Origin of the sequence: Pseudidiomarina sp. PP-1MA (genome assembly GCF_041200125.1) — a bacterium.
Classification (GTDB): domain Bacteria; phylum Pseudomonadota; class Gammaproteobacteria; order Enterobacterales; family Alteromonadaceae; genus Pseudidiomarina; species Pseudidiomarina fusca.
On record NZ_CP165718.1, the window covers coordinates 654,317 to 677,810 of the forward strand.

A 23,494-nucleotide genomic window follows, 5' to 3' on the forward strand; every position below is an offset into this window, starting at 1 on the left:
TTCAACTATCCGATTTGAGCAATACAAAGTGCTCGACCAAACGAATCATCAGCTCTTTTTGGTCGGGTAAGCTTTCAGCAACTAATAATGCCAGCGCAACCAGCGTATTGTCGTTAATGAGTTGTTCAACAGGTTTTGCCAATAAGTGCTGGTTTACTCGCAAATACCACAAAAATAAAAATGATCCAGTACGCTTGTTACCGTCGGCAAGCGGGTGGTTCTTAATCACAAAGTAGAGCAGGTGCGCAGCGCGGCTGGCAACATTCGGGTAAAACAGTTCGTCGGCGAAGCCTTGCTCGATGGTTGCCAACGCGGACGCCAAGCCACCACCGCGTAGTTGACCAAATAATTCGGTCGCCTCACCTTTTTTAATAAGCGTTTTTTTAAGTTCGGCAATCGCGGCAAGTACATCTTCTAGCTCCAGCGCCAGCATGTTATTTTGCTTGTTCGTTAGTGAGGTTAGGCTTTGTTCGTCATAACCCTGTAACAGGCTCCAACTGCGCGCATAGTCATTAATGACAGCAAGTACAGCCTCGCCTTCATCACTTACCAGTTGCCGATTCGCCAGTGTGCGAGATAGCAAAGCAATCGCTTGCTCAAACTCAACGCCTCGCTCTTGTAGTCGCCGCTGGTTAAGCGTGTAGCCATCAATCAAATGCTGCTTCAACGTGCGAGTAGCCCAGATGCGGAATTGCGTTGCGCGCGCTGAGTTCACACGATAACCGACGGAAATAATGGCATCGAGATTGTAGAGCTTGGTTTTGTATGTTTGCCCGTGATCTGCCATATGTTCCAAAATGGAACATGTGTCTGCCTCGACCAATTCGGCGGCTTTGTAGATGTTGCTTAAATGCTTGGTAATCGCTGGACGTTTTGTACCAAAAAGCTCGGCCATTTGCGCCTGCGAAAGCCAAACCGTTTCGTTCTCAAGCGCAACCTTGAGTTCTAGTTTGCCATCATCGGCTTGGTAAATTTCAATACTATTGGTCATCGGAAATTCCTTTTCCTTGAATGCCATTCAATCGACTAACGACTTGAACTGCTAAGAAATTCTTATGAGTTGCGGTTAACGACCTATTTTCTGCAGGCACAGTTGTCTCAGCCGCTCGGTAAACAACGTGTAATCGGGTTACTTTACGTTGCGACATACACATATCAAGCCACCTGCTCGTCTGGTTTGGGAAAACTTAGCAGCAAATCACGGTAATACTCGTACTGCTTTTGCCGCAGCTCGATTTCGCGCGGGAGGCCCTCGGTGATTGAGTTGGTTAGAGCATCGAACTTATCGAGTGTTGCTACGATCTTCTCTTTTACCGCTAGAGATGGGCTTGGAACGGGAATGGTTTCCAAGTTCTTCTTGTTAAGCTTCGGCTGAGCTGCTCCTGAAATAAAGGGAGTCAAATCGATACTGTTTAGGTAATACTCAACATATCTGCGCTCTGCATATGTTTCAAACTTAAGTACGTGAGCATGATTATTTACCCACGTTTTGCCACTAATACTGAACGCAATAGGAGTGTTACGGGCTAATAAGTTTGCACCGTCCTCTGAAATCAACAATAAATCTTCATCAAAAATATAGTCCTGAACATAGTCGACAATGCCCGAGGCGCCATAATATGGAATCTTTCCAGCAACTCGCTGCCCGCTAGTGATTGGCTTTCTTTTTGAGTTAAGGTTTTTTGCTAGCTCACCCAAAGGCTTCCACTCCACCTCGCCGTCTTCAAAACTGAGCAATTTATCGCGGTAGTAGTTGTATTGTTTTTTGCGTGCGGTAAGCTCGGCGGTAAGCTCGGCGGTAAGGGAGGTAAATGCGTCCAAAATTCGGACGATTTCCGCTTGGATTTGTAGCGATTTTTCCGGTTTTTCAGGGCATGGGATGGGGACGAGAATTTTCGCCAAGTCATAGCTGGATACACGACGCACTTTTGCGCCGGTTATATATTTTCGTTTTTCACTCTGAAAGTTTGCCGTTTGAATGAAGTAGGCTAGATACTTCACATTTTGCCGATGCCTAAACAGCATCATGTCGCCCGATATAGCTGCCTCACTACCGAGCCATGCTAATGGTTTCACGACATCCTCATCATTTTCGGATGTTGTTGCCAATAAAAGGTCGCCTTTGCTAGCCTTTCTCAGCTTTTGTGCTAACTGCTCCGACACAAAAGTAAAGGGAACATCAGCGAACATTCCGAATTTCGTATAAATTTGGCCGTAATGTATCGCAGGAAACCCCTGTTCGACAAAATCCTTTTTCTGCAATCCATTACCACGAATAAATTTTCCAATATCTCCGAAAGGTATCCACTCGACATCAACCCCATCAAGCAACTTCTCCATGTAGCTCAAATCGCTCATGTCTCAGCCTCCGCCCCCTCAATTTCCGCCACAATCGCATCAATATCTGCACGCAACTGGTCAATTTTGGCAACGGTGGTTTTCAGCTCGGCGTTGAGTTCAGTAATGTCGATAACTTCTCGATTGTCTTTGGCTTCAACATAGCTGCTGACGGAGAGGTTGTAGTCACTTTCTGCTACCTTCTCGAATGGTACCGACTTAGCAAAGTGCTCAACATCCTCTTTGCTCTCGAACACTTTCATAATCTGTTCGATGTGCTCATCGGTCAGTACGTTGTTATTGGTTTCTTTCTTGAACAAGTTACTCGCGTCAATAAACTGCGTGGTGGTGTCTTGCTTATGCTTGGAGAGCACCAAAATGTTGACGGCAATCGTGGTACCAAAGAACAAGTTTGGCGCTAACGAAATCACGGTTTCAACGTAGTTGTTATCCACGAGGTACTTACGGATTTTCTGCTCGGCACCGCCGCGATAGAAGATACCGGGGAAACAAACAATGGCTGCACGGCCTTTGCTTGAAAGGTAACTGAGTGCGTGCAACACAAAGGCAAAGTCAGCTTTTGACTTGGGGGCTAGTACACCCGCTGGGGCAAAACGCTCGTCGTTAATCAAGGTGGGGTCATCGCTGCCTATCCATTTCACCGAGTACGGCGGGTTAGAAACAATGGCATCAAACGGCTTGTCATCCAAAAAATGTGGATTCGTAAGCGTATTCCCTAACTGGATATTGAACTTGTCGTAGTTGATGTTGTGCAGGAACATATTCATACGCGCAAGGTTGTAAGTAGTGTGGTTAATTTCCTGCCCGAAGTAACCGTCCTCAATACGATGCACGTCGATGTGCTTTCTCGCCTGCATCAGCAAAGAACCCGAACCCGCTGCCGGGTCATAGATTTTATTGATACTGGTTTGCCCATGAATAGCCAGCAACGCAATGAGCTTCGATACATGTTGCGGGGTGAAGAACTCGCCACCTGATTTCCCGGCATTCGCTGCATAGTTTGAAATAAGAAATTCGTAGGCATCGCCGAAAAGGTCGATTTGGTTGTCTTCGAAGTTGCCAAAGTCTAACCCGGCTACACCCTTTAACACCGCCGCTAAACGTAGGTTTTTGTCTTTGACGGTATTACCCAAGCGGTTGCTGGTGGTGTCGAAGTCTGCGAACAAGCCTTTAATGTCATCTTCCGATGCATAGCCGTTGGCTGAGCTTTCAATTTCACCGAAGATGCGGGCAAGGTCAGTGTTCAAGCTCTCGTTGTTGTGCGCGGTTTTGGCGACGTTCACGAATAACTGGCTTGGGTAAATGAAATAGCCTTTGGTTTTAATCGCATCGTCTTTGATGTCGTCGGTAATCACTGAGTCATCAAGTGATGCATAGTTAATGCTTTCGTCACCGGCTTCGATGTAGCTGGCGAAGTTTTCGCTGATAAAGCGATAGAACAAGGTACCGAGTACATACTGCTTAAAATCCCAGCCGTCTACTGAGCCACGAACGTCGTTGGCAATCTGCCAAATTTGGCGTTGGAGTAGGGCGCGCTGTTGGGTACTTGTCATCATTCTTTCCCTGTTCTAGTCCATTAAATAAGCGTCAATTTTTGTCGCTTGGTTGGCTTGGAATGCTTGCCGTTGTGTGCTCAAAAGAATATCACAAGGTGATGGCGATTTGGGAGCTTTGAATGGGGTATTTGAGTAGAGAGAGAGTATGCGGTAGTCGCATGCGCGGACCACCATTTTTTCAAGTAACGCTAGTTTTTACAGCCGTTTTTATCGCAGGTGATCTTGTCGTGCGTGCGTATTCGACCAATAATGCGAAGGGTTTACCTTCGTATCTATGCCGCAACCCGTTTTTCCGCCTTTTTGCTCTTGATGAAGAATGAGGTTGCCGCTTGGAGGTGAATGTTTAACAGCCATCATCGTTTCCTCTTTTTGGTTTGCAGAATTGGAATACTCATTGTAGTTTAGAATTTGAGCGGTTTAGGGCTGGTTTGAGCGAACAGCGGACCAACTACAGCCCCAATAGTAGCCGTGCATTGGCTCAATTACGAATTTCTAGCGAGGATCTATTCGTTCGGACGCTCAGTTAAACTTTCTGGGACAAAATATGCTCGGTGTTGATATAGCCAAGAAGGCAATAATGCATGAGCTAGTGCCTCATTACGCAACTGTTGATTGATATTTTGATCAGCCACAAATTTTCGCTCATCGAAGTCATAGCGACCGGTTTTATCCTCTCCAGGAGTTAAAATCGCTACTCCTTTGGGTGTCATCCATGCGTAGTTATTTCCAAATTGCATCATGGCACGATTAGCCGGTGGCACGCTATCATTCGAAATATCCTGACCTATCGCCGGGGTCCAAGCTGAAATGCCTGCAAGCGAGATAACCGTAGGCATTAAGTCAATCTGACTGGTAATTTCATCAATCTCTTTGGGTTGAATAGAGCCACCCAGAATGAGTCCTGGAATACGAAACTTTTGGATCGGAACTAACTCGTTTCCATAGACGCGCGTATCGTGATCAGCAACAATCAAAAAAATCGTATCTTCCCAATAATCACTCGCCTTTGCTTTGTTGATAAACTTTCCCAGCGCAAAGTCAGCATATTTGACAGCGTTTTCTACCGAGTTCTTAGGCGCAGAATAAAGCTCGACTTCATTGTATGGAAACTCAAATGGTTCGTGGTTTGATGAGGTAAATACCAAGCTAAAGAAGGGAATTTCCTTTTTAGTGAGCATCTCAAACCTTTTATGAGCGGTATTAAATAGGTCTTCATCGCTCGCTCCCCAGCTACCGACAAACTTGGGGTTATCAATGTCACTCTGTCCAAGAATAGACTGGAAACCATTACTTGCGAAAAAACTTCCCATGTTGTCAAAGTGGGTTTCACCACCATAAATAAACTCAGTGAAATATCCCTCACGCGACAACAGATCAGCAGCGGTATAAAAATTTTGCTGAGACAGTGAAAGTTTCACCGTACTTCTTCCCGGTGTGGGTAAGAAGCTTGAAATAACCGCCTCAATACCGCGAACTGACCGAGTGCCAGTTGCGTAAAGCTGCTGAAACCACCACCCTTCCTTACTAAGTCGCTTTAGGTTTGGCGTGACATTAATACCACCGAGATCTTCAACAAAAGTCGCGCCTAGGCTTTCCTCCAAAATAACGACGATATTTTTGGGCTTGTCGAAGGTCCGGGAAGCTTTATTAAAGTGCACTGTGGGGTAATCGTCAGATGGAAATTCCTTGCCTGCTAGGTGTGGCTGGTTTTTAACTGTTTTAAGAATTTCCTCTATACTGGCATCACCGTATATACGAGAGGCATTTTCCTCGTGCCTCATGCTGTAAATTGCGTATTCAAGCGAATAGGCTGAACTGATAACTAAACTATTTACCAAAGCATCCGATGTCACCGCAAAAAATGCTGGGTTCGCCGGGCGGTGCGCTAAAGTTGAACGAATGCCGGCAAAAACAAGCACCATCAAAAGCGGCCAAACAATAAGCGCCCTGCCAGCGTATTGTTTATGACCATAAGGCGCCTGGTTCAGTCGCTTAGCAAGCTTACCGAGTCCGTACAGGCAAATACTCAACACCACCGCGGTCAAAAGTAACCAGATTTTAAACCCTCCCCAAAGGGTACTTAGCACTTCCCTCGGGTACTCTAAATACTCAACAAACAGACGGTTTGGTCGCAAGTCGTATTGCATAACAAAGGCAGGCGTTGAGACCTCCATAAACGTGATATAGGAGATAGCAATAATCAACCACGCGCTTTGAACTGTTTGCCAAGCCCTCACACCCCAGCGATTTAAAAATAATGGCGCGAATAGCAATAATGGTAGCGTCAGATAACCCATTTGAACGACGTCTGCTCTGAGGCCCATTAACATCAAGTAACTGAACTCTCCTGCCCCAGTTACGCGCTCAAACTGCCATATAAATAATAGTAAGCGGCTAACACCCAGGATAATTAGACCCAGCGAAAAACCCGCTATAAGCGTCCGATATAGGAATAGCGACGACTTCAGTTCTTTTATTAATAAAGGTGCATTGCTCATAAGTAGCCCAACTTAGCTCTGATAATGAACGCGATACTAAAGAACGAACCTTAAGCTGAACTTAATATTGACTGTTTACTATGCAGTTTTTATTTCTAAAGAGGTGACTATGAAACCAGGAAAAACTGGCATAGCCCGAATCATCGATGCAACGCAATATTCCATGAAAGGGCTTAGAGCGGCGTGGTGTTTTGAAGCAGCTTTTCGACAAGAGGTACTTTTATTGTTGGTGTTGCTGCCAGTTTTAGTGATAGCAGAGCTTGAGCTTTCAGAGCGGTTGCTAATGTTCATGTCGTTGCTTGGTTTACTTATTACAGAGCTACTAAATTCCGCCATTGAAGCGGTTGTCGACCGCATTGGTCCCGACTTTCACGAGCTCAGTGGTCGAGCAAAAGACATCGCATCGGCTGCAGTATTCATTGCTATCTGTCAGTTCATCGCCGTTTGGGTAGCTGTGTTATGGCCGCTTTAAAGTCCATAACGGTTTGGAGGCGTTGGACAAGTGTTTTGGCAGTTTTTGTCGCTATATTACTGGTCGTAGAATTTTTAGAGCTTAAGTTTTTAATCGCCAATGCGTTATACCAGCTTGAAGGGGGACAGTGGTCTTTAAGGCACCACTTTATCACTGAAACGATTCTTCATGACGGTATACGGAAGCTTAATCTCGCATTTGTAGTGCTTGTCCTAGCCTTAACTGTGGCTCAGTTCTTATCAAGCAAAGGGGACAGCAAGCGGCGCCGGTATGTATTGTTACTCTTATCGGTTTTGTTGTCTTTTGGTTTAGTGAATTACCTCAAGGCGATGCTTGGTATGGACTGTCCTTGGGATTTGCAGTTATACGGAGGAGTCAAACCATATATCAGTTTGTGGTCGTTCAACGACACTCATTTTGGCTCGGGTCGGTGCTTTCCTTCGGGACATTCAAGTATTGGCTTTGCCTGGATTGCTCTGTACTTTTTCTGGCGTAAAAACAGGCCTCTTCTTGCGAAAGCTTCGCTAATTCTCGCACTTTCTTCCGGCTTTTTACTTGGAGCTGTTCAACAGCTGCGGGGCGCGCACTTCTTTATTGATGACATAACAACAGCATTCATCTGTTGGAGTGTTTCTTTATTTGTCTTTCATACAGGTGATCAATATGCAGCGACTGACGCTTAATTTTCCAGTTCTATTAATACTCGTTGCGGCTTGGCTTGCTCTAGCATACTCGGGTCCTCTTGTGAGTGCGTTGAGTGAATACGGGGTTCATGGGCTCATGCAAGTCAAACTGATGGTGTTCATTGCTTTTTTCTATACTGTTGCGCTCGCCACCAGTCGATGCGTTAATGCTTTTAAGCCATTCGCAATATTGTTGTTTGTTCTTGCTGCTCCTGCACTTTTTTACATGTCGGAATATGGCATTATCATTGATGCAGATATGATAATTAATGCAATTGAGACCGATACGGCTGAGGCTCGTGAACAACTCTCGGGAAGTTTTTTTGAAACCTTCATAACACTTGGTGTTATCCCATCGCTATTGCTGGCGTATATAAAACTCCCCACCTCCAGTGCAACAACAAAAATAAAACAAGGTCTTGCAGCGGCGACTTGCTTTTCAATATTAGCGGTCGGTATCGCTTACACCAGTTATGACGACTTCGCGTCTTTATTTCGCAACCATCGAGATGTGAAGTATAGAGTTGCTCCTTTCAACGTCATATCATCAACCGTCTCGGCTTTGAAACGAAAACTAGAAACCCCAACTCAATTTATAAGACTAGGGCAAGATGCCGTTCAGGTAAGTACGTCTGAAAAACCGAGAGTCATGGTAATCGTTTTGGGTGAGACAGCGCGTGCGGATCATTTTGCAATCAATAACTATGCTCGGCCGACAACGCCTTCACTGAATGCGCTCATGACATCAGAGCCAATATTCAGCTATAAAAAAGCTACGTCTTGTGGAACGGCAACTGCTATTTCAGTGCCGTGCATGTTCAGTTTTTTAACCGCTGATAATTACTCGGATGTTGCTAGAAACTCGAGTAATGTATTAGATGTATTAGAAACTGCTGGTATTAATGCAACATGGATAGAAAATAATTCTGGCTGCAAAGATGTCTGTAACCGAATTAAAACCGTCAAAATGAGCGAATCCCGATGTGAAGAATCGCAATGCTATGATATAGATATGCTCGAACAACTCAAATCTTGGTTAAGCAATTTGCATCAAGACTCAATTATTGTGCTTCATCAAATGGGAAGTCACGGGCCTGCCTATTACGAACGGTCGCCTAACGAAATGAAACGGTTTTTACCCGAATGTAAAAGCCAAGAGCTGTCGAATTGTTCTGTGGATGAAATTACTAATGCATATGACAACAGTTTGCTCGTAACCGACCAACTTGTAAGTCAGGTCATAAAGTTATTGAAAAGCCACACTGAATTGGAGAGCAGTATGATGTATGTATCTGACCATGGTGAATCACTCGGTGATAACGGTATCTATCTGCATGGCTTGCCTAACTGGATAGCTCCAGAAGAACAGCGCCACATACCCTGGATAGTATGGCCGTCGGACACATTCAATGTAAGTAAACACGAAACGGGCGCTACTATCAGCCATGATAATTTCTCGCACACGATCCTGGGCTACTTTAATGTTGAAGCCTCTGTTTACAACGAACACCTTGACTTAACTAAACCTGATGGACGGTACGCACATGCGTTTGCTACTACTAGAAGATGATAAGCATTTGGCGGAAGGAATAATCAAGGGTCTGAGCCGAATGGGATACTTAGTTGAACTAGCGGCAAACTTGTCTCAAGCTGAGAGCGCCCTTAGGACAGATAAATTTGACCTTGCAATATTTGATCTCGGACTGCCCGACGGAAATGCCGTATCACTGATTAAAAAGTTAAGGAAATCAGGCCAAGAAATCCCGATTCTCGTACTTACAGCGTGGGATGATATTGATACTAAAGTACTGGCATTAAACGAAGGCGCCAACGACTATGTGGTTAAGCCTTTTGAATTACGCGAATTAGAAGCGCGTATTCGAGTGCAGGTTCGCAAAGCAAACCAACACTTAAACGATATTATAACCTGTGGGCAGCTGACTATTGACCTATCATCACAGGAATGCCGTTTTCGTGACAAAACGATTAATTTAACTCGACTTGAGTGGCTACTACTGAAACAGTTAGCGCTGCATAAAGGAAAAATAGTGAGTAAAGATCAATTAGCGAGTGCGTGCTATGGGTGGGAAGGCGATCATGAGAGTAATTCGTTGGAAGTGCACATCCACTATTTACGCAAGAAAATCGATGGTAGCCTTATCTCAACAATAAGAGGTTTAGGTTATCGCTTACAAGAAGGGTCATCATGAGCCTGTGGTCACTTCGTCGTTCATTGGTTGTTGGCATCAACTTAGCCGTTGTTACTGTACTCGCCGCCACCGCTTGGGCTAGCTACCGAGATATTCTGCATGAGCTGGATGAGGTTTTTGATGCGCAACTGGCTCAAACCGCAAAGTCACTCGCGACATTTTATGCGCCGCCCAAAAATAAACTGTCAGTCACTCAAACAATTCCGATATCCGCATATGATGATGTTGGTGAGGGTAGCTCCACTGAAGAAAAAGGTCCCAGCGGTCATAAATATGAGTCTAAGATTGGCTACCAAATTCATAGTGTTGACGGTAATTTGCTGGCTTCAACAAACCAGCCTCAATCATTGAGTCTTAAGGGGTTAGAAGCCGGTTACCACACATTAATGAGTGACAAAGACACGTGGTTTATCTTTAGCTACTTTGAGGAATCGAAAGGCATATGGGTTCATACTTTTCAGCGTCAGGATGTTCGAGGTGAGCTGAGTGGCTATTTAGCCTCAGAGCAACTCTATCCACTACTATTAATGTGGGTCCCAATAAGCCTAATAATACTGCTCATCGTTTATATCGTCCTAAAACCCGTAAACCGTTTTGCTGCCGACCTAAGAGCTAGGGAGTTAAATAACCTGTCGCCAGTTGAGTCTGAGTTACCCAATGAGTTGGTTCCGATCCGGCAAGCACTAAATCGGTTGTTGCATCAAATTAAAATGTTTTCGGAACGCGAAAAGCGGTTTGTCGCTGATGCTTCTCACGAACTGCGCACACCGTTAAGCGCAATCCAAGTACACGCCGAAAATGTCATTTCAGCTGATTCACTTGACGATGCCAAGCACTCTGGCAAGTCAATTTTTTACTCCGTGGAGCGAATGTCACGCCTCGTTAATCAACTATTGTTGTTGAACCGGCTTGATAGCCTAAACTTTACTGAAAAGTTTGAGGAAGTTGAAATCAGTAAGTTGGTCTCTTTGGCGCTAAATAGCTTACCAATTAATAAAGTGGAAAATCACCAGTGGCACATTGATGTTTCCTCTATTCGAATAGTTTGTGACGAAACTCTTATCGTTAGCGCTTTAACCAACCTGTTGTCCAATGCGATGAAATTTTCGCCGAAAAATTCGAAAATACAGATAGTCGCGACCGAGGCGGCTAATAGAGTTATTATCAAGGTTGCTGATGAAGGCAAGGGCGTCCCTGAAGAAATACTTGAGCGCTTGGGAGAGCGTTTCTATCGACTTCAAGAGCATAGTGGTGTATCAGGAGCTGGTTTAGGCCTGTCAATTACACATAAGATAGTGCAACTACACCATGGAAAAATTTCATTCAACAATGCATGCACCAAAGGCCTTGAAGTGCATATAGAGTTACCTAAGTGACACTTTGGATAATTGAGCGTATTTTACTGTTGGTCCCCCTAACGACTAATCTCATGAGATTCTAACGTCCGCTCTTGGCAAAAAGCAGACCAAACCACCCGCTTCATCAAGTTCATCTGGCAGATTCAGAATGTTATCAACCTCGAAGTCGATATTTAAATACTCGCTCATTACTTCGTAGCGCTCGTTGTCGTTAAAAGAGGAATGGGCTGTAAATACCCCATTTATAACACAGCTATTTCGTAGCATATTTATGCGGGATTTCGTGACTCACATGGTGTTATGTCATTGAGTGGATCGGTAACTTGCGTGCCCAGGTTTTCGGTTCTGCCACAGCAGCTAAAGCTTTTTTATGATGTCTTCTTGCATCTGTGACTTAAGGCTCAACTCAGCATACATCTACTTGAGCCGGCGGCTTTGTCGCCATGCTTTGCATGAGCTTCAATCAATACTTTAATTATTGTTGCGTCGCTAGCGCCAGCAATCGGCTGGCGTTTTCGCATCATTCTGATCAATACTCATAGCAGCACAATCGGTGTCCAACGCCTGGGCACCTGTGGCTGTGGCCGTAAGCGTATAGGTTTCGGCACCGATGTTGCTGGCACTAAAGCTGTAAAACTCGCTGCTGGGGTTGGCGCCGAGATCCGCTATGCTGGCGTAGCTACTATTTCTTAAGCGATATTCTTCTTGCGCGAGCTGTAATTTCAGCAGTTCAGTGATGGCGTCGGCGCGGCGACTTGCTCTAACATAGTCGACGTAGTTGGGGTAGGCGATGCTACCGAGAATGCCGAGAATAGCAACGACGATCATGAGTTCGATGAGGGTGATGCCTGCCAACCTTTTTTTAACTTGCATTTATTACAACCGTCCATACTATGCTAGGTAAGATACATCATTAGTATTACACTTTTAGGCGAAACGCAATGCAGCGTGGTTTTACTTTATTAGAGCTGTTGGTGACTGTGGCCATTCTCAGCATAGTGCTGGGAATGGGGGTGCCGGCTACGCTCGATTTAGCTCGGTCGCTACGGTTGCAGGGAGCGGCACAGGATACCTATGCCTTGCTGCAGTACGCGCGAGCGGATGCGTTGGCGACTGGGCAGCAGCGTTTTGTGGTGTGGGACGATGAAGACGGTGCCTGGTGTGCGGCGGTAGCCGACACGGCGGACTGTGATTGTCTGGAAGAAGATTGTGCAATTGACGGTGTACTACGGCAAATCTCCAGTGCTGACTATAATCAAGTAGAACTGCTCAGTAGTACCTTTGCGGCTGGCGAATTTACCGCCTTTGATGGCATGCGCGGCTTGGCTGAAGGCAATGCGGGCACGGTCATTTATCAGTTGAGCGACAGTACCGGGGCGATGGAAAAACAAGTGCAATTGGTGGTGAGCTCGTTGGGGCGTATTCGCTATTGTCAGGTGGGCGATGTGGGGAGTTATCCGGCATGTTAAAACAACGCGGCCTGTCGCTGATTGAACTGATGATTACTATTAGTCTGGGGCTGGTGTTGATGGCTGGCTTGGCGAGTGTGTTCTCGGCCACGCTTGGTACCAATTCAAACAGTTTGCGCTTAAGTCAGTTGCATGAAGAAACCACCGCGGTGATGGATTTGTTGGTAGGTGATGTGCGTCGCGCTGGGTATCGAAGCGATGCACACCTGTTAGTGACAGATGCCGAAAATGCTATTACGGCTTTCAATGAATCCGTGCTAGTGAGCGCTCACCCTGATGAAGTAGCAGCATCCTGCTTGTTGTTTGATTATGATGCGGATGCCGATGGTGTGCATGATGGTAACGTTGAGCGATTCGGCTATCGGTTACGAAACGATCAAATTCAGCGCCGTCAAGGCGGTGCCGGTTGTGATGAAAACGGATGGGAAGGTTTAACCAGTCCTGATTTGGTGCGGGTTGAACAACTGCAGTTTGTGCTGACGGAGCGCATGTTGGATGAAGTTACCGAACAGGTCGTGTTTATTGAAGCGCGGTTGAGTGTGCCTTGTGATGCCGCGCTGGATCGCGAGTTTATAACCGAGGTGGTGCTACGTAATGCGTTCTAAGCCAGTGTTGCCACCACAGCAGTTACGATATGGCTACCAGGCTGGCTATGCCACCTTGACGATCTCGGTGATGCTGTTGGCGATTTTGATTTTGGTGACCTTGTACACGGCTCGTTTTAAGGTACAAGAGCAGCGTATTATGCGTAATCATTTAGCCGCGCAAGAGGCCACTATGGTGGCCGATGCAGCGTTAGAGCGAGTTATCAGTGAGCTAGATGATGACAAGACTAACTTGGATCGAACGCTGAGTGGTACGCTAGGTGGCGCCAGTTATACCGCGACCATAAGCAGCCAACGTTTTGACGATACCCTACGTGGGGTGGTGGATATCGTTGATGTGGTGATTTCCGCACGTTCGGCTGATGGGCGGGGGCAGCGTACAGTGCGCCAACAACTAGCTGTATTGCCGATCATTCGTTCCGCACCTGATACGCCAGTGGCAGTTCGTGGCTCGATGAACGTCTCTGGTAACTTTAAAGTGGCGGCGAACCCGAACGGCGGTGGTGATGGGGTGCCATTATCTATTTGGACTTCAGGTGATGTGGATATCAACGGTAGTGGCAGCACCTGTGGCCAACAAGAGTTCGAGGAAGGACGCTGTGATTCTAACCCCTTTAGTGAGCGGGGTGACCACGGTGTCGATATTTTAGATAACGACCCGAATTTTCCTGATGACTTGCTGGAGTATTTGTTTGGCGTGCCCTCGTCACAGTGGCAATCACTTAAAGCATCAGCCAGCCAGATTGTGCCTAATTGCAGCAGTCTAAATACAGCCAGCACTGGGTTTATTTGGGTAACAGGCTCTTGTGCCCCTGGAGGCTCTATTGGCAGCCCGGAGAACCCGGTAGCAATAGTGGTTGAAAGTGCCGACGTGCAGATTAACGGCAATGTGGTCATTCATGGCTTGTTGTTTGCGTTTACGCGACCGGATGACTTAAATACGTACGACTTAAAACTCAATGGTGGTGCACGGATTGAAGGGGCGGTGATGGCGAATCGTGACCCTAAGCTCTCTAACGGGAGTTTGGAAGTACGATACAGCCAAGAAGTACTGACCAATATTGTCACCAACGATAAGTTTCGACGGTTATTTCGCATAGGAGGAAGTTGGCGTGATTTCTAGACAACAACGCGGCTTTACCTTTGTTGAGGTGCTGGTAGCGCTGGTGATTATTGCCGTAGGCGTTACCGGTTTAGTGAGTTTGCAACGTACCTTTACCCAAGGTTCGGTGCGTGCTGCTGAGCGCAGTGCCGCCTTAGAAATCGCCCAGCATCGATTGGAACTGCTTCGCTTTAATGAATACGCCGATATTGTTTCTGGCAGTGCGACTGTGGCTCGCGATGGCAAAGATTATCAAGTGGTGTGGACGGTAACGCCGCAATATTATCACAATGGCTGGAAAACCAGTGGCGATGTCGGCTTACCCAACCCCTTACCCAGTGAACCCGATGCCAAGGCGGCTTTGGTACAGGTGAGTTGGACCAGTCGTGGCGGTGAAGCTGACACTGCTAGTGTGGAAGGCTGGTTAAGTAAATTTAATATGCGTGATGGCGGCTTGGTGGTCACTAATCCTCCCCCCCGCAGCGAACCCAAGGTGACTTATAACCCAGGCGCAGCGCCTGAGGTTATTGCCATCAAATTAACCGACGATAGCAATGCGACCTTGTTTCAAGTGAAAGAAACGACCCGGCCGACGCCTTCGGTGCTGACCAAAGATGGTCGACGTATGGTGACCTTTGATACGGTGACCTATGACCAAGCCACGCAAACCCAACGCGTCGAAGACTTTGCCACGGTGGAGTGTTTGTGCAAGTTTGTGGGCATACAGGATGATGTGGGGCGCACTCCCCAACGGTTGATCTTAAAAGATGACCAATTAACGCTAGACCCCGATGGCGGCAAGTTGGTACGTAAAATGGTGGGGGAACCAGCGGATAGCAATCAACCTGAGCTGTGTGTTGAATGCTGTCGCGACCATCATGACAACGAAGAAATGGTAGCCAGTGGAAACGTCTATCGGGAAGAAAGCGCAGCGGCCCGCTTGCCGAGTGGTGACCATCGACATTTTAGAGCATCGAGTTTTATTTTGGGCACTGGATTAGCCCAAGCCAGCCTCAATGAAAACTATTTGGAAGTATGCCGGATGCGGCGTATTGACGGTTGGTATGAAGTGTATCCCGATTGGGAGATGCAAGCTGTTACTGTCTCCACCTCTGAGTACTTAGTGGATGAAGCCAGTAACGAGACCTATGCCAATTATGTGCGCGCGGTGATCCGTGCCTTGGTGTTAGGCGAGGCGCTACCGGCGGCTCCTAATGATCGTGATGCGACGCTGATGAATGGTTCTTATCAGCTGATTGGGCGCGCTATTTATCTAGATAAAATGAGTGATAGCCATCTGCAGGCGGTCATTAGTGCGATTAAGAACGGTGAAGATGATTGGCTCACTAAAGTGCCCTTTTATGAGGTTAACAACACGCTGTTAGGTGATTGGGATTCGTCCAATACGGGGGTGGCCACAGTCACCAATGAAGAGATAGAAACCATCGTCGATCCTGATCGTAATTATTACGGAAACTACAGTCGTGGGCGCTTAACCACGGTGGCTGGTGGCACCACTCAGGTTACAATGCTGAGCCAAGGCGGTAATACCGGAATTATCGGGCGACCACCGATTCATGTGCGAGATATTGGCCGTGATATCAGTAGTGCCATGAACATTACCGTAGAAGAGCGTAGCGGCGAGACTACTTATTTTGCTGTCTCGGGTGAGTTCCATTGTCTATTTAACAAAGTAACTGGTAATACGGCCAGCTGGGAAGATTGTAAGAAAAACGATTATAACGGCTTAACTATTAGCGCGTCTGATTTAAATGTGACCTGTTCTTTTAGTTTTGTGGGCAAATCAGCCACCCCGATTTATTCCTGTAACGGGATTCAGCAGGGTAGCTCATTAAGCATTCAGTTTGGCTCGTCAAATCCGGGCATGGTGTTTACTCCGTCGGTAATTTCGGTATCGAATATTCAGGCTAATGACCCAGAGCAAGATATAGATATTCGTATCAACAACTGATCCAATCCACGGCTAACCTGTGGTACTATCGAGCCAATTTTAATTGACGAGATAGGCCACTAGCCGACATGTCTGTTGTGATTCAAGCTGATCAGCTGACTTCTGTGCGTGCCGGGCGCACGTTGTTTGCGCAGCTTTCGCTGCAATTGAATGCAGGCCATATTCTGCATATTGAAGGCCCTAATGGGGCCGGCAAATCTACCTTATTAAGAATCATTGCTGGGTTATTGCGTCCGCAAGAGGGCCAAGTGCGACTGTTTGGCCAACCGCAGCGTGATGATCCCGAGTTATGGCAACGACAAACCCTTTTTATTGGCCACAAACCTGCGGTAAAAGCTGAGCTGACAGCGCTGGAGAACTTGCATTTTCAAGCGCAATTAGATGGCGCTGGCGCTATAGACCCTTGGCAGCTGTTAGAAACCGTTGGTTTGCTTGGCTTAGAAGATATTCCTGCGCAACAGCTATCGGCTGGGCAGCAACGCCGAATTGCGTTAGCGCGGCTGTGGTATAGCCCTGCGACTTTATGGATCCTTGACGAACCCTTCACCGCCCTAGATACTCGCGGGATTGATATGCTCCATCAGCGTTTTGCTGAACACTTAGAGCGTGGTGGCGCGTTATTGTTAACCTCGCATCAGCCGTTAACTTGGTCGGGCGAGCGCTTGCAAAAATTGCGGATTGAGCCCCAAGACGAGGAGTTTGTCGATGAGCTTAGTTGAGACCAACTCGCGTACTAGCAATCAAGCATCAACCTTTGCGTTATTGCGCGTGATCATGCGCCGTGATTTAGCGGTGACCTTGCGCCGCCGTAGCGATGTGATTAACCCATTGCTGTTTGTGGTGATCGTGGTGACGCTGTTTCCGTTGGCGGTAGGGCCTGGGCCTGATATTTTAGCTCGCATTGCCACCGGGGTGATTTGGGTCGCTGCTTTGTTATCGGCTTTACTTGGCTCTGAGCGCCTATTTCGCGACGATTATTTAGATGGCTCGTTAGAACAAATGACGCTACTACCAGTGCCGTTGGCGGTGCTGGCGTTGGGCAAAATTCTGGTGCATTGGTTGTTAAGTGGCTTGCCACTGGTGATCTTAGCGCCGCTGTGTGCGTTATTATTAAAGTTACCGTTTGAGGCGTGGGGCGTGCTGATGCTCACCCTCTTATTAGGTACTCCTATGTTGAGTGCCATGACTGCGATAGGGGCTGCGCTGACGGTTAGTTTAGGCCGCGGTGGGGCATTATTGAGCTTATTACTGCTGCCGTTGTTTATCCCTTTGTTGATATTTGCAGCGGCCGCCGTTGAAAGTACTCTAGTAGGTACGTCCGCGCTTGGCCAAGTGTTACTCTTGGCGGGGCTTATGGTTTTAACGCTGACTTTGGCACCGCTTGCGGTGGCAGCAGCAATCCGAGTGAGTGTGAACTAACAATGTGGAAATGGTTACACCCGTATGCAAAAGGTGAGGCAACCTACCGGTTGCTAGGCGCTTGGTTACCTTGGTTGGCTGGCAGTGCCTTGGTGACCTTAACGGTTGGCTTGGTGTGGGGAATGCTGTTCGCACCTAGCGATTACCAGCAGGGCGATAGCTATCGCATCATCTTTATTCATGTGCCATCAGCGATGTTCTCGATGGGCGCTTACACGGCGATGGCGATTACCGCTTTGATTGCTTTGGTGTGGCAAATTCGCACCGCGGAATGGGCCATTGCAGCCATAGCTCCGGTCGGTGCCGTGCTGACGTTTATTGCGCTCTTTACCGGTGCCGTTTGGGGTAAGCCCATGTGGGGAACTTGGTGGGAATGGGATGCGCGGTTAACCTCACAACTGATTCTACTGTTTTTGTACATCGGGGTGTTGGCACTGTACTATGCCTTTACCGATGCGCGTACTGGGGCTAAAGCGGCAAGTGTGCTGGCGTTAGTCGGAGTGGTGAACGTGCCGATCATTCATTTTTCGGTGTACTGGTGGAACAGCCTGCACCAAGGGGCCACCATCACTAAATTTGAAAAGCCGTCGATGGCCCCCGAGATGCTGATCCCATTGCTGATTAGCATTTTGGGCTTTGCGCTCTTAACCGGGGCGTTAGTCTGTCAGCGGTTACGCAACGAAATTTTGAAGCAAGAAATACATCGGCCTTGGGTTCACGCCCAACTCGGCGTGGCTGAGCAGGAGCGGTAAGATGGCATTTGACAGTTGGTATGACTTTATTGATATGGGTGGCTATGGGTTTTATGTATGGCTGGCCTATGGGGTGACCTTATTAGCGCTCACTATCTTAGTGATGCATGGCTTACGCACCCGTAAACAATTGCAACAACAAGCGGTGCAGCAACAGCAACGGCAGCAGCGCTTAGCCCGACGTAAACAGCAAGAACGAGGTACCACATGATTCCACGACGTAAGAAACGCTTAGCCTGGGTATTGGCTTTAATCATTGGGGTGGCAGCGGCGCTTAGCTTGATTTTGTTTGCGCTATCAAAAAATATTGATTTGTTTTATACCCCAACAGAAGTGCTAGAAGGCAAAGGCAAAGACCTTACCAAGCCTAGCGTAGGACAACGGATTCGGGTAGGCGGTATGGTGGTTGAGGGTTCGGTTAGTCGAGATCCTAAAACCCTAGAAGTGAGCTTTCGAGTCACCGATACCGGGCCTGAAATGACCGTGTTGTACCAAGGTATTTTGCCTGATCTGTTCCGCGAGGGACAGGGCATTGTGGCGCAGGGCACCTTGATCGAACCTAGCGTGCTCAAAGCAACGGAAGTGCTGGCCAAGCACGACGAAGAATACATGCCACCAGAATTGGCTGAAGCTATGAAAGGCATTAAACATGTCAACCCGAATGCACCTGACTACACAGGTGAAAAGCCCGAATCTAAAAAGCCAGAGGGTTACTAACAATGATTGCTGAATTAGGTCAAGTTGCATTAGCGTTAGCTTTGGCATTTTCGGTGCTGTTGGCGGGTTACCCGCTATGGGGCGCGTGGAAAGGTCATAGCGGCGCTATGTTGTTGGCGCGACCCCTAGCTTACGGGCAGTTTTTGTTTACTGCGGTAGCCTATGCAGCGTTAACTTGGGGTTTTGTGGTTAACGATTTTACTATCGCTTATGTGGCGCATAACTCCAATACTGCGCTGCCCCTGATGTATCGTATTACCGCGGTGTGGGGTTCGCACGAAGGCTCATTTTTACTGTGGATGCTGATGCAAGCGGGCTGGATAGCTGCGGTGGCGATGTTCTCGCGGCGCATGCCGTTAACCATGATGGCGCGCGTGTTAGCCATTCTGGGGCTGATAAGTATTGGCTTTTACCTGTTCATGATGAGCGTGTCGAATCCCTTCGAGCGTGCGCTTCCGTTAATCCCCGTTGATGGACGCGACTTAAATCCACTGCTGCAAGACCCTGGGATGATTATTCATCCACCCTTGCTGTACATGGGCTACGTTGGTTTCTCGGTGGCGTTTGCCTTTGCCATTGCGGCACTTATCAGTGGTAAATTAGATGCCTCATGGGCGCGTTGGTCGCGCCCTTGGGCTACCGCCGCTTGGAGTTTTTTAACCTTGGGTATTGCTATCGGCAGCTGGTGGGCTTATTACGAGCTTGGTTGGGGCGGCTGGTGGTTCTGGGATCCGGTCGAGAATGCCAGTTTTATGCCTTGGTTGGTCGGCACTGCCTTGATTCATAGTTTGGCAGTGACAGAAAAGCGCGGTGCCTTTAAGTCTTGGACCGTGTTACTCGCTATTTCCGCCTTTAGTTTAAGCTTGCTCGGCACCTTCTTGGTGCGTTCTGGGGTGATCGTATCGGTGCATGCTTTTGCCACCGACCCTGCTCGAGGTCTCTTTATTTTAGGCTTACTGGCGATAGTGATTGGCGGCTCGCTGCTGCTGTTTGCCTTACGTGCTGGGGCTGTAAATAGCACCACCAAATACGACGTTAACTCGCGTGAAGTGATGCTGCTAGGCAACAACATCTTGTTAGTAGCAGCTACCGCTGTGGTGTTGATCGGGACCTTACTGCCACTGGTGCACAAAGAGCTCGGTTTAGGCTCGATTTCAATCGGTGAACCCTTCTTTAATCAGATGTTCACTTATTTGATAGTGCCTTTTGTGGTGTTTATGGGCTTAGGGCCATTGATGCGCTGGCGCCGCCAAGAGCTGCAACCCTTGTTAGGTAGTTTGGGCTTGGCCTTAGTATTGGCATTAGCGTTGGGCTATGTGATTCCGTGGGTTGTCACTGATCAAGTGATGGCCATGACGGTCTTAGGTTTGGTGTTAAGCTTATGGATTGTGTTGACCCTGGTGGCTGAATTACGTCAGCGGGTGCAGCAACGTGGCCAAGGCTTAGCGAGTCTTACCAAGTTAGGTCGCAGTCACTGGGGCATGGTGCTTGGCCACTTAGGCTTCGCCATTACTATTGTGGGGATTGCCGCAGTGAGCCAATACGAGATTGAGCGCGATGTGAGGTTGGCGCCGGGTGATCAGGTGGAGGTGGCTGGATACACGTTCCGCTTTGATTTGTTAAGCGAACAACAGGGCCCGAACTACACTACCGACCATGCAGAGTTCAGTATTTTGCGCGATGGTAAGCTGGTGAGTGAGCTGGTGACTGAAAAACGTTTCTACACCGTGCAGCAAATGAGCATGACCGAAGTTGGCCTCGATGCTGGTTTCTTGCGTGACTTGTACGTGGCCTTAGGCGAGCCACTAGGTGATGAGGCTAGCCCCGATGCTTGGGCAGTACGGATTTATGTGAAACCTATGGTGCGTTGGATCTGGCTAGGGGCCATTTTAATGGCCTTAGGCGGTGCTTTAGCGATGAGTGATAAACGTTATCGGGCCAGCCGTAAACAGCCGGCTCAAGGAGTTGCTCATGGCTGAAGCTCAAACATCTAAGTCGTCGCTACGCTGGTTGGTGTTAGCGTTACCGCTGGTAGCGTTTTTAGCCCTGACCGTGTTTTTGTTAAGGGGCTTGTTTTCAGACCCCACCGAGTTGAGTTCGGCTTTGGTGGGCAAACCTGTGCCGGCCTTTAGCTTGCCGGATATTTACGATACCTCAACGGAGCATACCGAGGCAGTCCTAAAAACCGGCGAGCCTTTGTTGTTAAACGTGTGGGCTACTTGGTGTCCAACTTGTAGAGCTGAACATGCTTTTTTGAATGAGCTAGCAGCGCAGGGTATTCCTATTGTGGGGTTAAACTACAAAGACGATTCGCGTGCTAAAGCAGTGAATTGGCTTAATACCTTAGGCGACCCTTATGTAGTTAACCTGTTTGATGAGCGGGGCATGGTCGCCATTGATTTTGGCGTGTATGGCGCGCCAGAAACCTTTTTGATTAATCATGAAGGCGAGGTGGTGTATCGCCACGTTGGCGATGTTAATGCTCGCAATTGGAGTCAGTTGTTGGCACCGATGTTCCAGCAGTTACAGCAACAGGCCAAAGCTGCAGCGGGCGAACGAGGAGGTGAGCAATCATGACCACAGGCACATTATCCATTCCACCGCACAGCACTTGGCGACAGCTGTTCAGTAGCCTGTTCGTAAGCTTCAGCTTGGTGCTCGTGTTAGCTCTTAGTAGTCAAGCTCAGGCGCAGGTGAGTTTAGAGCAATATAAATTTGACGACCCGGCGCAAGAAAGTTTGTTTAGAGAACTAATTAACGAGCTGCGCTGCCCTAAATGTCAGAACCAAACCATTGCTGACTCAGATGCTCCGCTGGCCAAAGATTTGCGCGACCGCACATATTTGATGGTGAAAGACGGTGCCACTAAGCAGCAGGTGGTAGATTACATGGTGGCAAGATACGGTGATTTTGCCTACTATCGGCCGCCGGTGCGCACCAGTACCTTGGTGCTTTGGTTAGGGCCGTTGGCAGTGGTGTTAATAGGCGCAGCTGTGGTCTTGTGGCGAGTGCGTTCAGGCTCTGAAGAAACCCAATTAAGTGAAGCAGAATTAGCCCAGTTGGCGCGTCTGCAAACCGAGAAGCAGGATAAATCAGAATGATTGCTCATATAGCGATGATCTTGGCCGTGGTGACGGCGGGCGGTTTATTTTTAATGGTAACCGGGCGGCGCCAGCGCGAGCAGCAGCGCACCCGTTTAGATGTCAATCGCGAGCTCTATCAACAGCGCAAATTAGAGTTAGTGGCAGAGCGCGACGACGGCTTACTCACGGTGGAAGCGTTTGCGCGTGCTAATGATGAGTTAGACAAGCGCTTTGTTACCGAAAACAGCGAATTAGAACAAGTGGCTGATCGCCAGATGGGCAACGCCGTGTGGGTACCGGCGGTGGTGGTGATGGTGGCTGCAGTGATCCTCTATTTTACCTTTGGTAGCTGGCAGTTGCAGCGCCAAGCGGATGACGCCTTAGCAGCGTTGCCTGATTTAGGCCGAAAGGTGATGTCGGATCAGTCGGCGCAAACTACCCGTGAAGAACTTGAAATCTTTGCACTAGGTTTACGTCAGCGCTTAGCTCAAACGCCCGATGATAATGGTATGGTATGGCAGATTTATGCGCGGGTGATGACCCAGTTAGGGCAAGCGGAGCAAGCGGTGGATGCTTTTGAAAAAGCTCTCGCAATTAACCCGAGCAATCAGCAGGCGCAGTTAGGTTACGCTCAGCTGTTAGTAAACTTTGGCGAAGAACAATATTTAGCCCAAGCAGCACAATTGTTGGTGCAAGTGCTGCAACAGGACCCCACGCAGCAAGAGGCTTTGTCATTATTAGGCCTGATCGCTTATCAACGCGGTGATTGGCAGCAGGCACAAACGGCGTGGCAATTGTTGCAAGACCAAATAGCCCCCGCGGATGAGCGTTTTGCCGCCATTCAACAAGCGCTAGATGATGTCGAGCAACGTTTAGTGGCCGCTGATGCGAGTTTGACTGTCACGGTAAGCTTGGCTCCGGAGTTACAAGATCAAGTGCCAGCGGGTGGCACCTTGTTCGTCTACATTATCGATCCTGATGGTAGTAGAATGCCGGCGGCTGCAGTACGTCAGCCAGTGGCGAACTTTCCGATAACGATTGAGCTATCGGATGCCAATGCCATGTTGCCGGAATTTGTGATGAGCGGATTGAACCGTTGGCAGGTGATGGCACGTATATCAAGCGATGAGCAGATTGAAGCTGCACCTGGTGATTTAGATGCCGAGCCGCTGGTATTAGAAGCTGGTTCTGCTACGTCAGTGCAGCTAGAAATTAGCAAGATAGTGAACGACTAACTCGT

General features: G+C 48.0%; 23 protein-coding genes. 18 read left to right on the forward strand and 5 right to left on the reverse strand.

The features are described from left to right. Nucleotide 1: 1 nt before the first annotated feature. The 4 genes from rhuM to AB8S08_RS03000 all read right to left on the reverse strand — a co-directional run bounded on the left by rhuM (nt 2) and on the right by AB8S08_RS03000 (nt 6,412). Nucleotides 2-991 (reverse strand): RhuM family protein, encoded by a 990-nt coding sequence (gene rhuM / locus AB8S08_RS02985; RefSeq protein WP_110076092.1) that lies wholly within the window; start codon nt 989-991, stop codon nt 2-4. A 164-nt stretch (nt 992-1,155) separates the two neighbouring features. Next, nucleotides 1,156-2,358, reverse strand: a complete 1,203-nt coding sequence (locus AB8S08_RS02990) for a restriction endonuclease subunit S (protein WP_369743516.1) — start codon at nt 2,356-2,358, stop codon at nt 1,156-1,158. After that, complete coding sequence (locus AB8S08_RS02995) at nt 2,355-3,911, reverse strand: type I restriction-modification system subunit M (RefSeq protein WP_110076094.1); 1,557 nt, start codon at nt 3,909-3,911, stop codon at nt 2,355-2,357. Before AB8S08_RS02995 ends, AB8S08_RS02990 begins: the two co-directional genes overlap by 4 nt. Before the next feature lie 506 nt (nt 3,912-4,417). After that, nucleotides 4,418-6,412: an LTA synthase family protein gene (locus tag AB8S08_RS03000; protein ID WP_369743518.1), complete on the reverse strand. Its 1,995-nt coding sequence runs from the start codon at nt 6,410-6,412 to the stop codon at nt 4,418-4,420. A gap of 109 nt (nt 6,413-6,521) precedes the next feature. On the opposite strand from AB8S08_RS03000, the gene AB8S08_RS03005 reads away from it, so the two are divergent. Genes AB8S08_RS03005 through AB8S08_RS03025 form a run of 5 tightly spaced genes read left to right on the forward strand, consistent with a single transcriptional unit; the run spans nt 6,522 to nt 11,153 of the window. Next, nucleotides 6,522-6,884: a diacylglycerol kinase gene (locus AB8S08_RS03005; RefSeq protein ID WP_369743520.1), complete on the forward strand. Its 363-nt coding sequence runs from the start codon at nt 6,522-6,524 to the stop codon at nt 6,882-6,884. Next, the gene (locus tag AB8S08_RS03010; RefSeq protein WP_369743522.1) at nt 6,872-7,567 is read left to right on the forward strand and encodes a phosphatase PAP2 family protein; all 696 of its coding nucleotides are present in this window, start codon (nt 6,872-6,874) and stop codon (nt 7,565-7,567) included. Before AB8S08_RS03005 ends, AB8S08_RS03010 begins: the two co-directional genes overlap by 13 nt. Then, a complete protein-coding gene (locus tag AB8S08_RS03015) occupies nt 7,548-9,137 on the forward strand; it encodes a phosphoethanolamine transferase (RefSeq protein ID WP_369743524.1) in 1,590 nt (529 codons plus the stop codon). The genes AB8S08_RS03010 and AB8S08_RS03015 overlap by 20 nt, the downstream gene beginning before the upstream one ends. Beyond that, a complete protein-coding gene (locus tag AB8S08_RS03020; protein ID WP_369743525.1) occupies nt 9,112-9,777 on the forward strand; it encodes a response regulator in 666 nt (221 codons plus the stop codon). The genes AB8S08_RS03015 and AB8S08_RS03020 overlap by 26 nt, the downstream gene beginning before the upstream one ends. Continuing rightward, complete coding sequence (locus AB8S08_RS03025; RefSeq protein WP_369743527.1) at nt 9,774-11,153, forward strand: ATP-binding protein; 1,380 nt, start codon at nt 9,774-9,776, stop codon at nt 11,151-11,153. Before AB8S08_RS03020 ends, AB8S08_RS03025 begins: the two co-directional genes overlap by 4 nt. Before the next feature lie 471 nt (nt 11,154-11,624). On the opposite strand, the gene AB8S08_RS03030 is transcribed toward AB8S08_RS03025, so the two are convergent. Beyond that, nucleotides 11,625-12,008 (reverse strand): type IV pilin protein, encoded by a 384-nt coding sequence (locus AB8S08_RS03030; RefSeq protein ID WP_369743529.1) that lies wholly within the window; start codon nt 12,006-12,008, stop codon nt 11,625-11,627. A 68-nt stretch (nt 12,009-12,076) separates the two neighbouring features. Here AB8S08_RS03030 and AB8S08_RS03035 point away from each other — a divergent pair, with 68 nt between their 5' ends. The 13 genes from AB8S08_RS03035 (at nt 12,077) to ccmI (ending at nt 23,489) form a co-directional block, all read left to right on the forward strand. Further along, nucleotides 12,077-12,604 (forward strand): GspH/FimT family pseudopilin, encoded by a 528-nt coding sequence (locus tag AB8S08_RS03035; RefSeq protein ID WP_369743531.1) that lies wholly within the window; start codon nt 12,077-12,079, stop codon nt 12,602-12,604. Further along, entirely contained in the window at nt 12,598-13,209 is a 612-nt protein-coding gene (locus tag AB8S08_RS03040) for a prepilin-type N-terminal cleavage/methylation domain-containing protein (protein ID WP_369743533.1), read from the forward strand. Before AB8S08_RS03035 ends, AB8S08_RS03040 begins: the two co-directional genes overlap by 7 nt. After that, nucleotides 13,199-14,332 (forward strand): pilus assembly PilX N-terminal domain-containing protein, encoded by a 1,134-nt coding sequence (locus tag AB8S08_RS03045; RefSeq protein ID WP_369743534.1) that lies wholly within the window; start codon nt 13,199-13,201, stop codon nt 14,330-14,332. Before AB8S08_RS03040 ends, AB8S08_RS03045 begins: the two co-directional genes overlap by 11 nt. Continuing rightward, nucleotides 14,322-16,283, forward strand: coding sequence for a prepilin-type N-terminal cleavage/methylation domain-containing protein (locus tag AB8S08_RS03050; protein ID WP_369743536.1), 1,962 nt, complete (start codon nt 14,322-14,324; stop codon nt 16,281-16,283). The genes AB8S08_RS03045 and AB8S08_RS03050 overlap by 11 nt, the downstream gene beginning before the upstream one ends. 68 nt (nt 16,284-16,351) lie before the next feature. Continuing rightward, the gene (gene ccmA, locus AB8S08_RS03055) at nt 16,352-17,002 is read left to right on the forward strand and encodes a cytochrome c biogenesis heme-transporting ATPase CcmA (protein ID WP_153825927.1); all 651 of its coding nucleotides are present in this window, start codon (nt 16,352-16,354) and stop codon (nt 17,000-17,002) included. A 55-nt stretch (nt 17,003-17,057) separates the two neighbouring features. Beyond that, the gene (ccmB, locus tag AB8S08_RS03060) at nt 17,058-17,702 is read left to right on the forward strand and encodes a heme exporter protein CcmB (protein ID WP_228759452.1); all 645 of its coding nucleotides are present in this window, start codon (nt 17,058-17,060) and stop codon (nt 17,700-17,702) included. 2 nt (nt 17,703-17,704) lie between these two features. Beyond that, nucleotides 17,705-18,454, forward strand: a complete 750-nt coding sequence (locus AB8S08_RS03065) for a heme ABC transporter permease (RefSeq protein ID WP_110074934.1) — start codon at nt 17,705-17,707, stop codon at nt 18,452-18,454. Nucleotide 18,455: 1 nt separating this feature from the next. Beyond that, on the forward strand, nt 18,456-18,665 hold the full coding sequence (gene ccmD / locus AB8S08_RS03070; protein ID WP_110074933.1) for a heme exporter protein CcmD: 210 nt from the start codon (nt 18,456-18,458) through the stop codon (nt 18,663-18,665). Further along, the gene (gene ccmE / locus AB8S08_RS03075) at nt 18,662-19,171 is read left to right on the forward strand and encodes a cytochrome c maturation protein CcmE (RefSeq protein WP_110074932.1); all 510 of its coding nucleotides are present in this window, start codon (nt 18,662-18,664) and stop codon (nt 19,169-19,171) included. The genes ccmD and ccmE overlap by 4 nt, the downstream gene beginning before the upstream one ends. A 2-nt stretch (nt 19,172-19,173) precedes the next feature. Then, nucleotides 19,174-21,150 carry a heme lyase CcmF/NrfE family subunit gene (locus AB8S08_RS03080; protein WP_369743537.1) on the forward strand — a complete coding sequence of 659 codons (1,977 nt, stop codon included), beginning with the start codon at nt 19,174-19,176 and terminating at the stop codon, nt 21,148-21,150. Beyond that, nucleotides 21,143-21,748 carry a DsbE family thiol:disulfide interchange protein gene (locus AB8S08_RS03085; RefSeq protein ID WP_153825922.1) on the forward strand — a complete coding sequence of 202 codons (606 nt, stop codon included), beginning with the start codon at nt 21,143-21,145 and terminating at the stop codon, nt 21,746-21,748. The genes AB8S08_RS03080 and AB8S08_RS03085 overlap by 8 nt, the downstream gene beginning before the upstream one ends. Further along, entirely contained in the window at nt 21,745-22,272 is a 528-nt protein-coding gene (locus tag AB8S08_RS03090; protein ID WP_369743539.1) for a cytochrome c-type biogenesis protein, read from the forward strand. The genes AB8S08_RS03085 and AB8S08_RS03090 overlap by 4 nt, the downstream gene beginning before the upstream one ends. Beyond that, nucleotides 22,269-23,489, forward strand: a complete 1,221-nt coding sequence (gene ccmI / locus AB8S08_RS03095) for a c-type cytochrome biogenesis protein CcmI (RefSeq protein WP_369743540.1) — start codon at nt 22,269-22,271, stop codon at nt 23,487-23,489. The genes AB8S08_RS03090 and ccmI overlap by 4 nt, the downstream gene beginning before the upstream one ends. The last annotated feature ends 5 nt before the right edge of the window (nt 23,490-23,494 follow it).